This is a genomic window from Mitsuokella jalaludinii DSM 13811 (assembly GCF_000702905.1).
Lineage (GTDB): Bacteria > Bacillota > Negativicutes > Selenomonadales > Selenomonadaceae > Mitsuokella > Mitsuokella jalaludinii.
In genome coordinates, this window is record NZ_JNKR01000002.1 from 117,582 (window position 1) to 130,958 (window position 13,377).

Here is a 13,377-nt window from a genome sequence, read left to right on the forward strand (position 1 = left end):
TGCCTCTTGCTGTACCCGCTTGCAGCAAGGTATGCGATGTTATTTGGTTGCTGCTTTCTTGTCCTGCGCGGCGAGGAGCTGCTGGACCATGGCCTTGAGTTCCTTGATCTCGCTGTCCTGCTTCTTGAGCTGATCGTCCTGACGGGCGACGGTTGCGCGCAGCTCCGTGATCTCCTGCGTGGAGCCCGGGCGGATCTGGGATTTGCCCTTCGGGCCGAACTTGAAGCTGACGCCTGCATTGATCATGTTCTCGCCATTGCCGAAATTCGTGCCGAGGCTGAACATCGTGTCCTCATCCGGGCGGTAGAACGCGCCGACAGCCGCACTGTTGGCATCGCGGTAGTTGCCGTAGCCAACAGCGAAGTCCCACTTGTCATCCGGGTCGAAATCAAGAGGATGCAGCGCCGCCAGAGCCGCCGCACCGGCACCGACCTTGTTGATCTTGCTGTCGAGGTTGTTCACACGGCCATTGATGTTCGTGATGCTCGAAGCATTCGAAGCCACCTGGCTGTCGAGCGCCGAGATGTTCTCACCAGCCGTGTTGGACGATTTCACGTACGTGCCATCCTTCTGGACGCGCGTCTCGTTGTAGACCGTGCCTGCATTGACGGCAGCCTTTGAGCCTTTCTCGATGGAAGCATCTTCATTGACCGTAAGATGATCTGTCGTGATGTTCTTAGCCGTTGCATTATTGACTTGGATACCTTTGTTCAGAGATACCTGGTAATTTGCCGGTTTTGTCGGATCTGTCTCTGTATTTGTCACAGTGATATTCGAGCCATCGCCCTTGACAGTACCTACGCCACCATCTTTGCCATCCTTACCATTTTTACCAGCAGGCCCTTGTGCACCGGTATCACCTTTATCACCCTTCGGACCTTGGGCTCCAGTTGCACCGGTATCACCTTTGTCGCCCTTGTCTCCTTTCGGGCCTTGTTCACCAGTTGCACCGGTATCACCTTTGTCGCCCTTGTCTCCTTTCGGGCCTTGTTCACCAGTTGCACCGGTATCACCTTTATCACCCTTGTCTCCTTTCGGGCCTTGTTCGCCAGTTGCACCGGTATCACCTTTGTCGCCCTTGTCTCCTTTCAGGCCTTGTTCACCAGTTGCACCGGTATCGCCTTTGTCTCCCTTGTCTCCTTTCGGGCCTTTGAAGTCCGGATCATCTTTCAGAGCATCTTTATCCAACGTAACCAATACTCGTTTGTCGCCTTCACTGCCGACTTCCCGTGCTAACAAGCCATCGCCAAAGTCAAACTGCAGATTGCTGATCGTCATATCCTTTGCAATCTGGTTTCCGCCTGTATACACACCACTGGCAACTTTACCGCCGGTATAGATCTGAACAGGCAGATTCATCACGGCCTTCAGCTGTGCCACGTTAACTGCATCCGTATCGTTGAAGCCAGCAGCTAAGTTGGTAATCTGACGGGTAATAGCCGGGGTAGTTACGTTATCGTCTTTATCCTTTTCTTCTGCACGACCGACCGAAACTGCAGCCGCCGTCGATTTCCAGGTAGAAGACGTATCAGTCGATGCCTTCTTTGTAGCGGGATCATAACCAACTGCATCCTTATCGATAGCAGCTACAGAACCGGCACCGATGGCTACACCGCCTGTTTTTTCGACGTTGGCATTATGGCCGAGAATCGTTGCATCAGTTACCGATGTCGTCATCTTGCTGTCAGCCGAGCCGATGATGACAGAGCCATTTGCGCCTGTCACTTCACGGTTATCACCGAGGAGCTGGATGTTATCTGTCGTCTTGACGACGTTCCTGGAACCCAGTACGGATACGCCATGAGACGAATCAACGGTATTGCCGATACCGGAAACCACAACAGCTCCCTTGGCATCCTGCTGAAGTTTCCCCTTCAATGTATCCTGAAGCGCTTTGGCCGAATCGCCGCCTTCCGTCGGAGCCTCGATATCGGTCAGCGAATTGGTGACTTCATTGCCCGCACCGAGAATGGTCGTATTGTTGGAGTTGGCAATCCGGTTGGCCGTACCGACGATGCTGCTAGCCACGCCCGAATTATCAGCTGCGTCCTTATCCTGATATTTATACGATTCAATGCTGTTCAGCGAACCATCTACGGTAGCTGCGAAGTTCTGAATCTTCTTCTTGGCCGTCGTAGCGGAATAAGCACCCGTTACAGTAGCGAACGTGCCGTTGTTGAAGCTATTCGTGCCAAGGGTCGTCATATTGATGTTATTGAAGTTATCGCGCAGTTTCTGAGAATCTGTACCATCTACGTCTATATCGGCAATGGCCCCTTTATACATATGAGAACCGACCATCAGACTGCCTGTACGAGCAAAGCTGTTACGGCCAATGGCAATACCACCGGCTTCATTTCCCGGTGTAAGCGGAATGTTATTGTCATCAAACTTAGTCTGGCCAAAGGCCCAGTTCTTCTCGGTATTGCCGTACATATTTTCAACACGTGCATTCTGGCCAAGGGCAATGCTGCCACCCTGATTAACATAGGAATCAACATGGGAATCCTGGCCGATGGCTACATCACCGCCGTTGGCATTCGGTTTGCCGTCGCTGGAACGAATCCAGGAGCCAGTACCAATAGCGACACCGTTAGCACTGCCTGCATAAGCCGTATCGCCGATGGCAACGGCACTCGCCTTATCTGCGTTTGCTCCAACACCTGCCGCCAGAGCATTAGTTCCGGTAGCGCCATCATTCTTGTAATTCTTTGCAGTAGAATCCGTGGAATTTACACTGTAGAAATGCGTCTGAGCCGCTTTCAACTGAGCCACATTGACGGCATCCGTATCCTGCGTGCCAGCTGCGACGTTAGTAATCTGGCGGGTAATGTTCTTAGAAGCATCGCCGACGGAAACGGCAGCCGCCGTCGATTTCCAAATGCCGCTTGTATCTTTATTGCGGTCAGTTCCAGACGGATCATAACCAACTGCATCCTTATCAACAGAAGCTACCGAACCTGCACCAAGGGCCACACCGCCATCGACCTTAGCATTGGCATTATGACCGACGATGACAGTGTCTTTATTTGAGGTTGTGATTGGCGTCTTTTCGTCGGCATTGCCGATAATCACGTTATGGGTCTGGCCTTCTGCTACGGTGCGATAATCGCCGATGACCGTATTGGAATCAGCGCCCTTATTGATCGTAACACTCTGACCCAGTACCTTTACATGGCTGGCATCGGTAATGGAACTGTTGAACCCATCCAGATAGTTGTACTGTACTTTCTTGTAAGTCGTCGATTTCATGGAGTTCCCCACGCCCATGATTTGTGAATTCTGGGTCTTTTCAGCGCTGTTGCCACCGCCGATGACCAGGGTAGCACCGCCTGCACTGCTGGCAACACCATCCATCAGAGCTTTCTGCATATCGGCAGCAGATTTGAACAATGAACTGTAAGCAGACGTATCAAATGAAGCGATGGAGTCTTTGACGCTATTGCCTGCGCCCATAACGATGGCCCCATTGCTGTTGGTCACTTTGTTGGCCGTACCGGAAATCATATTGGCTACACCACTAGTAGAGTCATAACTTGATAAAGACTCATTAGAATTAAAGGTGCCGATAACTGTAGCAAAAGCATTTTTTGTAGCATTGCCCGTATCAGAAAGACCGGCCGCTTCATACTGATTAGTCTGTACATTATAGCTGCCAATGGTAGTAGCAAAACCGCCGCCGGTATAGGAATTGGTCCCCAAAGTAGTGGAAGCTACACCAAACTGACGCAGTTGGTCTGCTGTGGTATCACCGATGGAAATCTTATTTTCTGCCAGTGTATGAGCACCGATTTCGATGGAGCCTGTACGGGCATACGAATTCGTTCCTATTGCAATAGCCTCGGGTAAATTCTTTTTAGCATGTTCATTCGAGTGAATATTCCAGCCCGTCTGGACTAAGCCATGCCACATAGTGGGGTCTGCTTTTTCTCCAAACGAAAGCATAGATTCCTGTGTCCCGCCGCCGATAAAGACCTTGGCATTCTTGCCGATGGCAATATTGGTCCCATCGTTGACCGGACTGATGTCGTAAGCAATGGGCTGGGCCCCTTTGTCCACAATATCCTTGTCCGCGGCCCAGCTGATGCCTGGCGTGCATCCCCACGTCAGGGCACCGGCGGTGAGAGCCATGGCGATGATGCGGGCCGGGGCTGGGGTGCTATGGTCGATAGACGGTTGACTGCTCTTGTGGTTCCGCTTAGCAAGTTCGGACACGACGATGTAGCACTGTCGTGCCTTGCTTGTAGATGACTTTGTAGATTCGATTCATTCGGTCTTCCCCTCCACTCTCATTTATCACTGAATTCATATGATTAAATTTAGTTTTAGGATAAGACCTATTGTTGTCGCACAGTCAATCTCGACATTGTTATCTATCATCGTTCTTTAGATATGTATGATATATCAATTTGTTGTTGCTGGAGATAAAAACAGCATGCGGCAGGGATAATGTCGCATGCTGTGAGGGGTCAACCGGATATGCTTTCTGCTGAAGGCGCGCTGCTGTCATCTCTTTGGATAGGCACCTGGAAGCGCAGGGTTTCGGCGGTCTTGCGGAAATCCTGCGCATCAAGGACGCCGATGATCTGGCAGGTGACATCGCCGATCAGCGTGCAGTTCTCTTGCTGGCAGTAGGCCAGGAGCTTCTCCATGTAGGCCGGGGCCTGCTCAAAATCTTCGAAATAGACACAGGCACACGTACTGCTCTCGTACGTCTCCGTCTTTACTTTCTCCGTGCTGTCATCGGGGACGATCATGCCAATCCGATCTGCCCGGCAGCGCCCCGCGAGGAAATCCTCCTGTTTCACCGTCAGGAAGGCATTGTACGGATAGACGCCGCGAATTTTCTTCTTGTGCAATTCTCCTTCCATGCACGAGAGATCGTAGACGACGCTGCCGAAATCCTCCTGGAAGTAATTGCGCACCGCCTTCTTCATGTAGACATGGGATGACGGCACGTACCCAATCGTCAAGGTGTCCTTGGGCGGCCGGTGTGTGAAATAGTCATTCCAGCGAAGGACCTTCTGGAGCTCTCTTTTCTGCCATTGCAGCTCACGCATCTTCCGGTCCAGCTCAACGACCTTCTGGCTATACGTATGCACTAGGAAGTCGGCACTGGAGTGATCCAGGATAGCCGCAATCTCCTTGAGGCTCAGGCCTAGATCCTTGTTGTGCTGGATCATGTGGAACACCATGCTCTGCCTGACATCGTAGATGCGGTAGTTGCTCTTCGGATTGACCTCTATCGGCTTCAGCAGTCCTTTCTCATCATAGAGCCGCAGTGTCGCCAATGTCGTATGATTCAACTTGGCCATCTGGCCGATTGTAATCTTGTTGTTCTTCATGATTATCCCTCCGCGAATGCTGTCATCTCGGCTGCCACAGTCTCATCATGCAAGCCCAACCAGGTAATCCAACGATACATGATAATACTTCGCCAGTATGATGAGCCGCTCTATCGGCAGCTTGCGCTTGCCGAGCTCATACATGCCATAGGCGACCTGACTGCAGTGCAGGACCTTGGCGACATCCGCCTGGGATAAGTTATTGCGCTCACGCAGATCTTTTAGATTCTTTGCCCAGATACTAGGCGTATGACGCAGGGCGGCTCCATCCGCCTTAGGCTGACATTCCCCCATCGCGACGTCCCCCCCCCGTGTACATTTGTGCACTTTGCGGTTGTAACCTGTACATCCATGACAATGACATTCCTTTCTAAAAATAACGGGACTGTTCTCATACATGCATCTGCCATATGGCTAATGCACGTTTAGTTTTATCATAACCCATATCTTAAGATTAGGGTCAATATGCATTTTGATTTTACAGATTCAGAAATACAATCCATATATTTGCCAATATACAAGAGAAGTTCTTCCTTCTGTCTGTATTGTACTACGACTTCCCTTGAATACATACCACTATTCTGCTGTCTTGCAGAAAAAATGAGATAGATCACACAGAAAAAGGATGTATTTATCTTGCAGGTGTGTGATATTATGAAATTGCGATTACAGATTGTATAGCACATTGTTATAAAACAAGACACTAAGAAGGCCGTGTGTCATTTGCCACACGGCCTTCTGTTCATCCTATGGAAGCGTGATGTCAATCAGCCCTGATCTTGGAGTCCGGCCAGGTAGTCGAGCGATACATGGTAGTACCTTGCCAGCTTCACGAGGTTATCAACCGAGATTCGGCGCTTGCCAAGCTCGTACATGCCGCACGCGACCTGACTGCAGCGGAGGACCTTCGCCACATCTGTCTGCGACAGATTGTTGGCCTGGCGGAGTTCTCGCAGCCGCTTGGACCACACGGCGACATTCCTTGTCATCTGCGATGTCTTCTCCTTTCCAGCCATCAGCCCTGACTCTTGTCGAGCTTGGCAAGGATTTCCGTCATCTTCTGCTCGAGAGCATCGATGCGCTTATCCTTGTCGGCATTGTCCTTCTTGAGCTCGTCGGTCCCCTTCGACTGTGCGTCGATGACTTTGGCCATCTGCGTCTTCGTCAGAGCATGGTGGTCCGAGCCGCCCGGGCCGAACTTGACGGTCACGCCCGCATTGAGGCCCACATCGCCATTGCCGAACGAAACGCCGAAGCAGAACAGGCTGTTCTCATCCGGCTGGTAGAACGCGCCAACCGCGCCTGCATTCGAATTGCGGTAATGGCCGTAGCCAAGCGCGAACTGCGCTTTGTCGTCCGGATCGAATTCCTGTATCGGATGCAGCGCCGCCAGGGCATTGCTGCCCGCCGCCGCACGGCTGATGTCGTTCTCGATGAGGCGGCTCGTCGTCTTGAGGCCAGTGTCCAGCGCGGACAAGTTCTGGCCGACGGTATTGTTTTCCTTGATTATGGATTCAAATCACATGCATCTAACCACGCCCAGAATGGCCAATTGAGTTAGAATTCACTGTCGACGGTTGGAGAGCTTGCGCGTACCTTTCCGCCGTGCTATAATAGACATAGAAAAAGAGGCCACCGTAGACGGTTGTCCTCAACTGTTGATCAAAAAGATGACCGTATAGTTGTGAGCTTGGCGGTCATTTTTTGTGCTTCTGTCTTTCCCGAGAGCGTAGCCCAGAGAAAAGCAAGCAATCGCAAATCCGAGGACATTCATGACAATGCCATAGAGCGTTCCTTCGTTCATGCGCATCCCCTCCTTCCAGTTGAGATCTGCCGCAAAGCAACAGTCCGCTGTGGAGGGCGTACAAAAATCCCTCCATCGTCAAACATCAAAGTAATCTGATAGAGAGGACAACCGCCTACCGTTGGTGGCCATCGGGAGCAAGCATGCTCCCGATTCTTTTATTATAGCATACGATTTCGGCAAAGAGAATGCATCATCAACAACATCAAGAGCTACAGCATCTTCGTCCAGAAGGTCCGCGATGGCCTGCAAAACGGGCTCGAACTCAGGACGGCTATCCGTCAGGCCATCACTTACCTGTAAGCGTCATCACCGATTCTACCAGCCTCTCACTCGAAGAAGTCCGCAAGATTGCCAGGGATAACGGGCTGGCTTTCTGACAGAGCGCAACGGTGAACAACGAATGCATAAAAAATCAAGAGGCATAGGAGCCGCAACTCCTATGCCTCTTGTTGTACTTGTAACAAAATCTCTTGCTGTGTCAGGGAATGGAGCGGAAATGAACGGAGATGACGTTTCCCATGGGGGGCTGCTCGTCCTGTTTCTTCCCGGTTGCCTGGATCCGGCGCAGATGTTTCACATTGTGTCCTATCTTGCCCGGACGCTCTTTTTTCTGCAGCAGTTCGAGCATGTTGAGCTGCTGCAGGACGCTCTTGAGTGTGCCGCTCTTCCTCGCCCGGCGGATTTTCTGCGCGAGCAGGATGAGGACGGCGTCTTCGACTTTGGCAAGGTTCGCATTGTGCTGCGGGCCAAGGCCGAGTTCTTCTGCCATTCCGATTTTCCTGAGGTAATCTGCGAGGCTGCCGCGCGCAAAAGCGAACGCCATCCTCTCGTGAAGACGGACTGCTGCACGTACCATGATTCCGTCCAACCTCACATCAAAATCAGTATGTCTCATAGGAACACACCCTTTCTGATGAATCAGAATCATCGTTTTGCTTGTCCTGCCAGAAGGAGTTGCCTTCTGGCAATTCTTTCCTACGCTCTTATTTCGCGGCAAACAAGAAAAATCCTGCCGGAATGCGGTGCTTTCGGCAGGATTTTTTATATAAGAAAGGACCCCTTGCGGGGCCCTCCATTTGGGGATACATCAAATCTATGGGGTTATGAGGATTCGAGTTATATGTTCAGGATACCTTATTTGGTGTCCATGATGGCTTCCGGGCCGCGATCGCCGGTGCGGATGCGGACGGCATCGGTGAGCTCGTAGACGAAGATCTTGCCATCGCCGATGTTGCCTGTGCGCACGGCTTTCTGTGCAACTTCGAGCACGCGCTCGACCGGAATCTCACAGACGACGGTCTCGAGCTTGATCTTCGGGACGAGGTTGATGTCGTATTCCTTGCCGCGGTAGACTTCCGTGTGGCCTTTCGACAGGCCGCAGCCGAACACCTGGCTGACGGTCATGCCGAGCACGCCGATATCGTTGAGTGCCTGCTTGAGTTCTTCGAGCTTGCTGGCACGTGTGATGATTTCTACTTTCGTGATCTTCATAGCTGCCTCACTCTTTCTGCGTACTTAGAATCGTGTTTGCGAGCATCTCGCTGGAGTTCTCGAGGGATGCAATCGGGCTGCCGGCCATCATGGCGCTGGCATAGCCGCGCTCGCCGTGCTCGACGACATCGAGCCCTGCGATTTCTTCCGTCTCGTCTGCGCGGACCTTCATGAAGTGGCTGACAATCTTGAATAGGATGTACGTACCGACAATGGCAAGAGCATAAGCAACGATAACCGAAACGACCTGAGCGAAGAGCAGGTGCGTTTCGCCGTAGAAGAGGCCGTCAGCACCGGCCGGGTTGACTTCCGTCGTAGCCCAGAGGCCCGTTGCGATGGAGCCCCAGGTACCGCCGATGCCGTGAACACCAAAGGCATCGAGCGAATCATCGTAGCCGAGCTTCTCTTTGAGGACAGCGACGGCGAGGTAGCAGACAATACCACCGATAAAACCAATGGCGAGCGCCGGCATCGGCTTTACAAAGCCGGCAGCTGGCGTGATGGCAACGAGGCCGGCGATGCAGCCGGAAGCCGCGCCGAGGATGGTTGGCTTGCCGTTGCGGTACCACTCAACGAGTACCCAGGAGACCGTTGCAGCAGCAGCTGCTGCCTGCGTCGTGACGAATGCGTTGGCGGCGAGGCCGTTTGCGCCGAGAGCCGAGCCGGCGTTGAAGCCGAACCAGCCGAACCAGAGGAGTGCTGCGCCGAGAACCGTCATCGGCAGGTTGTGCGGAATCATGGCGAACTGGCCGTAGCCGCGGCGCGTGCCGAGCAAGATGCAGATCGTCAGGCCGGACACACCGGAAAGGATGTGGATGACGAGGCCGCCGGCGAAGTCAAGCGCGCCGAGCTCTGCGAGGAAGCCGCCGCCCCATACCCAGTGAGCCATCGGGTTGTAGATGAAGATGGCCCAGAGCAGGATCAGGACAGCAAAGGCTGCGAAGCGCATGCGCTCTGCGAACGCGCCCGTGATGAGGGCCGGCGTGATGACGGCGAACATGCACTGGAAGGCGACGAAGGCGAGCTCCGGGATCGTGCCGTTCTCGAGGACGTTGAGGCCGACACCGGCAAGGCCGACCTTGTCGAGGCTGCCGATGAAGCCGCCGATGTCCGTGCCGAACGTCATGGCATAGCCGAGGATGACCCACTCAACGGAGATCATCGCGATGATGAAGAAACTCTGCATGATGGTCGTCAGGACGTTCTTGCTGCGGACCATGCCGCCGTAGAAGAACGCGAGACCAGGTGTCATTACAAAGACCAGGGCTGCACTGATGAGCACCCAGGCCGTATCGCCAGTGTCAATCATAAGAATCCATTCCTTTCCATTAGCTCAAAAAGATTGCAACGCTTGGAAAATATAATAGCTTTTTCCGTTCCATTCACCCGCCGCTGAATCAGGGCCAAATGCAAAAGGCGTCCAGCGGCATGAGCCTCGATGAGGTTTCTCATGCCCGCCGGACGCCTTTGTCCATTCCTGGCCGCTGTTTGTTTTGGGGATTTCAACGGAAAGTGTACCAGCCAGTGAACAGGAAAGCCCCGAAGAATCCGGTACCTGATTCTTCGGGGCTCCATTGCCTCTTGCTGATGTCTCTATAATAGCAGGGTCACCTGCATTCGTCAACAACAAATTTACATGTATACAGTATTTCGTTCTGAGCCACCCTGCTCAGTCCGACAGAAGTCCATGCTTCTTGACGATGAGGTCGTACGTGCCGTCCTCGCGCTTCTTGACGGAGAGGACCTTGTGGTCCTCGTCCTTGAGGCTGCGCGGCACATTCTGGATCGGCTCGCCGTCATTGAGGTGCACGGCAAGCGTCTGGCCGTCCTCGAGATCTTCGAGGGCTAGCTTGACTTTGACAAAGGTGATGGGGCAGACGACATCCGTGATGTCGATCGTGCCGTCGGTCTTCATTGCTTCACTCATAATACTTTATTGACCTCCTCTTCCAGCTTGTCCCAGCCGACGCGGTCCAGGCAGTTGGCAAAGCGCTCGCTCGGCTTCGCGTACTTCTCAAAGAAAGCCAGCGTCGTGTCGACGAGTTCGTAGAGTTTCTCCTCTTCAAAGACGATCGGCAGGAAATGGCGGCCAATCGCGATGCGGTTGCCGTAGAGGCCGCCGAACGAGATGACGAAGCCGGCCTTGCCCTGCCAGGCGTCCGTCGGGCAGCTCTTGATGCACTTGCCACAGTAGACGCACTTCGACTCGTCGAGCACGACCTTGCCCTCGTCTGCCTTGACCGTGATGGCCTTCTCGGGGCAAACAGCTTCGCAGACGCCGCAGAACGTGCAGGAATCGGACGACCATTTCGGCTCGACGCCGCCCTTGACGCCGAAGTCGTTCTCCTCGGCCTTGAGGCAGTTGTTGTGGCAGCCAGTGAAGCCGAACTTGAACTTGTGCGGCAGCTCGCGGCCACCGTAGCGCTTGTCGAACTCCTGCGCGAGGTGCTGCGTGTCGATGAGGCCCGAGGCGCAGACGGCGCAGCCCTGGCAGGCCGTGATCGTGCGCACGCGCGGCCCGCAGACGCCGACGGAGGCGCCGCCCTCGTGCAGGGCTTTCTTGACGGCGTCGATATCCTCGAGGCGGATGAAGGGAATCTCGATGCCCTGGCGTGAGGTCAGGTGCACGTAGCCCTTGCCGTACTGCTCCGCGACTTTCTGCACGGTGCCGAGCTGGGCCGCGGTGAAGTGGCCGCCGACGGACTTCAGGCGCATCGAGAAATGGTCTTTCTGGCGCTGGCGCATGAAGCCGCCTTTTTTGAGCTCTTTATAATCAACTGCCATGGGAATTCCTCCTAAGATATACATACATTATGATTGCTAGATGAGATAGATAGTAGATAGATGACGTTCTCATCAATGAGGGAAGACGGGAGGGGCTGGCCCGGCGCTGCGCGTGACGGTCTGCTAAACCTGTTTTTTGCCTTTTATGGCAGCCTTGCCAAGGAGCTAAACGCGCTCCGCTTGGACGACGCTCCTTGGCAAGGATTCTGGTCGGCAAAAAACCGGTTCTTCACGCAGACCGTCAAAGCTCCGCTAAGGGCCAGCCCCTCCCTCACTTCCTGAGATGCTCGAGGCGTTCCTCTCAGCTCATCGCCGATGAAGAGAAAATCAGCGGATGCGCAAGTCCTCTTTGCTCACGTCGGTCCGTTTCTCAATGTGGAAACTGTTCAAAACGGGTTCGCCGCCGTTGAGGGAGAGGATGAAGTAGCTCGCGCGGCTGTCGTAGGCGAGGCGCTTGTCTTCTTCGCTCGGGCGGGAGGGGGATGCGGGGTGGCTGTGCCAGTTGCCGAGGAGCTCGAGTCCTTGGGCGCGCAGCTCCTTGACTGCGGCGAACTGCTCCTTCGGGTCGAGGGAGAAATGTTCTTCGCTGTGATCGGTGTTCGTCAGGAAGAAGACTTTCTCCACGAATTTCTCGCCGGTCGCTTCGTCGATGCGGCCGCCAATCAGGCCGCAGTCCTCGACGGGCGCGGTCTTGCGCGCGTGCTGCACCATTGCGAGATAGTCCGCCAGTTTCAGATGAATGATCATGCTCTCCCCCCTCAGTGATGACGCAGGTCGCAGGCCGGCTGCTCGTAGTCGATGAGCTCGGTGATTGTCGGGTGATCGCTGCAGATGCCGCAGTTCGGGTTGCGCGGGATCTTGATCTTGCGGAAGGTCATCGTCAGGGCGTCGTACGTCAGGAGATAGCCCGTCAGGAGGTCGCCGATGCCGAGGATGTACTTGAGTGCTTCCGTCGCCTGCAGCGTGCCGATGACGCCGCCCATGACACCGAGCACACCGGCCTGACGGCAGGTTGGCACAGCGTCTTTCGGCGGCATTGTCGGGAAGACGCAGCGGTAGCACGGGCCCTTGCCCGGCACGTACGTCATGAGCTGGCCCTGGAAGCGGATGATACCTGCGTGCGAGAACGGCTTCTTCTCGAAGACGCACGCATCGTTGATCAGGAACTTCGCCGGGAAGTTATCGGTGCCGTCGATGATGAAGTCGTAGTCCTGGTCGCGGATGATGTCGCGGATGTTCTTCGACGTCACCATCTCGTTGTAGGTATGGACCTCGACGTCCGAGTTCATCGCCGCGATCGTCTCCTGACCCGACTGGACCTTGGCCTTGCCGACATCCTTCGTCTGGTGGATGATCTGGCGCTGCAGGTTCGAGAGGTCGACGACATCGAAGTCGACGAGGCCGATCGTGCCGACGCCGGCCGCTGCGAGGTACATCGCAGCCGGTGCGCCGAGGCCGCCCGTGCCGATCACGAGCACCTTGCCGCCGAGCAGTTTCTCCTGCCCCTTGCCGCCGACCTTGTCGAGGATGATGTGGCGCGAATAGCGTTCAATCTGTTCATTCGTCAAAGAGCTCATCTTGCGCCGCCTCCCATGAAATAGAGGAATTCCACCTTGTCGCCGTCCTTGACGAACGTCGACTCAAAGCCCGAGTGATCGACGAACTCACCGTTGAGCTCCACCGTCACGTAGTCCGGCTGCTCCGCCTTGGCGACGACGAGCAGGTCCTTGAGGTTGATGGACTTCTCGATGGTCAGTTCTTTGCCGTTTACTGTCAGTTTCATGTAAAATCCCTCCATAATACCAGAAAAAGCTCGCGATAAAGACACCCTGACAGAACAGACTCCTGCCACAGGCCTTATCGTGAGCTTTCGTTGACGAATGACTCTCGTATCTTGTTAATGCATACTTTGTTTATATGTTTAACAATTTATGGCTATTATACAGCCGT

General features: G+C 54.2%; 15 protein-coding genes. All 15 read right to left on the bottom strand.

What is annotated here, in order from left to right; genetic code table 11:
- Nucleotides 1-39: 39 nt before the first annotated feature.
- The gene (locus T518_RS11335; protein ID WP_162177190.1) at nucleotides 40-4,059 is read right to left on the bottom strand and encodes a YadA-like family protein; all 4,020 of its coding nucleotides are present in this window, start codon (nucleotides 4,057-4,059) and stop codon (nucleotides 40-42) included.
- 410 nt (nucleotides 4,060-4,469) lie between these two features.
- Nucleotides 4,470-5,345 (bottom strand): MerR family transcriptional regulator, encoded by an 876-nt coding sequence (locus T518_RS02740; RefSeq protein ID WP_036374811.1) that lies wholly within the window; start codon nucleotides 5,343-5,345, stop codon nucleotides 4,470-4,472.
- Between the two features lie 45 nt (nucleotides 5,346-5,390).
- Nucleotides 5,391-5,639 (bottom strand): helix-turn-helix domain-containing protein, encoded by a 249-nt coding sequence (locus T518_RS02745; RefSeq protein ID WP_081828392.1) that lies wholly within the window; start codon nucleotides 5,637-5,639, stop codon nucleotides 5,391-5,393.
- Nucleotides 5,640-6,112: 473 nt separating this feature from the next.
- On the bottom strand, nucleotides 6,113-6,334 hold the full coding sequence (locus T518_RS02750) for a helix-turn-helix domain-containing protein (protein WP_036375080.1): 222 nt from the start codon (nucleotides 6,332-6,334) through the stop codon (nucleotides 6,113-6,115).
- A 26-nt stretch (nucleotides 6,335-6,360) separates the two neighbouring features.
- Nucleotides 6,361-6,822, bottom strand: coding sequence for a YadA C-terminal domain-containing protein (locus T518_RS02755; RefSeq protein ID WP_051652159.1), 462 nt, complete (start codon nucleotides 6,820-6,822; stop codon nucleotides 6,361-6,363).
- 174 nt (nucleotides 6,823-6,996) lie between these two features.
- On the bottom strand, nucleotides 6,997-7,149 hold the full coding sequence (locus T518_RS11945; protein ID WP_155948045.1) for a hypothetical protein: 153 nt from the start codon (nucleotides 7,147-7,149) through the stop codon (nucleotides 6,997-6,999).
- Nucleotides 7,150-7,630: 481 nt separating this feature from the next.
- Nucleotides 7,631-8,008, bottom strand: a complete 378-nt coding sequence (locus T518_RS02760) for a hypothetical protein (RefSeq protein ID WP_148485458.1) — start codon at nucleotides 8,006-8,008, stop codon at nucleotides 7,631-7,633.
- Between the two features lie 278 nt (nucleotides 8,009-8,286).
- Nucleotides 8,287-8,643: a P-II family nitrogen regulator gene (locus T518_RS02765; protein WP_036374817.1), complete on the bottom strand. Its 357-nt coding sequence runs from the start codon at nucleotides 8,641-8,643 to the stop codon at nucleotides 8,287-8,289.
- A 7-nt stretch (nucleotides 8,644-8,650) separates the two neighbouring features.
- Nucleotides 8,651-9,952, bottom strand: a complete 1,302-nt coding sequence (locus T518_RS02770) for an ammonium transporter (protein ID WP_081828394.1) — start codon at nucleotides 9,950-9,952, stop codon at nucleotides 8,651-8,653.
- 24 nt (nucleotides 9,953-9,976) lie between these two features.
- Nucleotides 9,977-10,273: a hypothetical protein gene (locus T518_RS12090; protein WP_162177191.1), complete on the bottom strand. Its 297-nt coding sequence runs from the start codon at nucleotides 10,271-10,273 to the stop codon at nucleotides 9,977-9,979.
- 39 nt (nucleotides 10,274-10,312) lie between these two features.
- Nucleotides 10,313-10,570: a sulfurtransferase TusA family protein gene (locus T518_RS02775; protein WP_036374823.1), complete on the bottom strand. Its 258-nt coding sequence runs from the start codon at nucleotides 10,568-10,570 to the stop codon at nucleotides 10,313-10,315.
- A complete protein-coding gene (locus tag T518_RS02780) occupies nucleotides 10,567-11,427 on the bottom strand; it encodes a 4Fe-4S binding protein (protein WP_036374826.1) in 861 nt (286 codons plus the stop codon). The genes T518_RS02775 and T518_RS02780 overlap by 4 nt, the downstream gene beginning before the upstream one ends.
- Nucleotides 11,428-11,754: 327 nt before the next feature.
- The gene (locus T518_RS02790) at nucleotides 11,755-12,174 is read right to left on the bottom strand and encodes a M67 family metallopeptidase (protein WP_051652160.1); all 420 of its coding nucleotides are present in this window, start codon (nucleotides 12,172-12,174) and stop codon (nucleotides 11,755-11,757) included.
- A gap of 11 nt (nucleotides 12,175-12,185) precedes the next feature.
- Nucleotides 12,186-13,004 (bottom strand): HesA/MoeB/ThiF family protein, encoded by an 819-nt coding sequence (locus T518_RS02795; RefSeq protein WP_036374831.1) that lies wholly within the window; start codon nucleotides 13,002-13,004, stop codon nucleotides 12,186-12,188.
- Nucleotides 13,001-13,210 carry a sulfur carrier protein ThiS gene (gene thiS, locus T518_RS02800; RefSeq protein ID WP_036374834.1) on the bottom strand — a complete coding sequence of 70 codons (210 nt, stop codon included), beginning with the start codon at nucleotides 13,208-13,210 and terminating at the stop codon, nucleotides 13,001-13,003. Before thiS ends, T518_RS02795 begins: the two co-directional genes overlap by 4 nt.
- Nucleotides 13,211-13,377 lie beyond the last annotated feature (167 nt).

Bases quoted from the DNA above. Each gene is read 5' to 3' on its own strand.
- T518_RS02780 (WP_036374826.1), bottom strand. From the start codon at position 11,427: ATGGCAGTTGATTATAAAGAGCTCAAAAAAGGCGGCTTCATGCGCCAG.
- T518_RS02775 (WP_036374823.1), bottom strand. From the start codon at position 10,570: ATGAGTGAAGCAATGAAGACCGACGGCACGATCGACATCACGGATGTC.
- T518_RS02745 (WP_081828392.1), bottom strand. From the start codon at position 5,639: ATGGGGGAATGTCAGCCTAAGGCGGATGGAGCCGCCCTGCGTCATACG.
- T518_RS11945 (WP_155948045.1), bottom strand. From the start codon at position 7,149: ATGAACGAAGGAACGCTCTATGGCATTGTCATGAATGTCCTCGGATTT.
- T518_RS02760 (WP_148485458.1), bottom strand. From the start codon at position 8,008: ATGGTACGTGCAGCAGTCCGTCTTCACGAGAGGATGGCGTTCGCTTTT.
- T518_RS02795 (WP_036374831.1), bottom strand. From the start codon at position 13,004: ATGAGCTCTTTGACGAATGAACAGATTGAACGCTATTCGCGCCACATC.
- thiS (WP_036374834.1), bottom strand. From the start codon at position 13,210: ATGAAACTGACAGTAAACGGCAAAGAACTGACCATCGAGAAGTCCATC.
- T518_RS02770 (WP_081828394.1), bottom strand. From the start codon at position 9,952: ATGATTGACACTGGCGATACGGCCTGGGTGCTCATCAGTGCAGCCCTG.
- T518_RS02750 (WP_036375080.1), bottom strand. From the start codon at position 6,334: ATGACAAGGAATGTCGCCGTGTGGTCCAAGCGGCTGCGAGAACTCCGC.
- T518_RS02790 (WP_051652160.1), bottom strand. From the start codon at position 12,174: ATGATCATTCATCTGAAACTGGCGGACTATCTCGCAATGGTGCAGCAC.
- T518_RS02765 (WP_036374817.1), bottom strand. From the start codon at position 8,643: ATGAAGATCACGAAAGTAGAAATCATCACACGTGCCAGCAAGCTCGAA.
- T518_RS02740 (WP_036374811.1), bottom strand. From the start codon at position 5,345: ATGAAGAACAACAAGATTACAATCGGCCAGATGGCCAAGTTGAATCAT.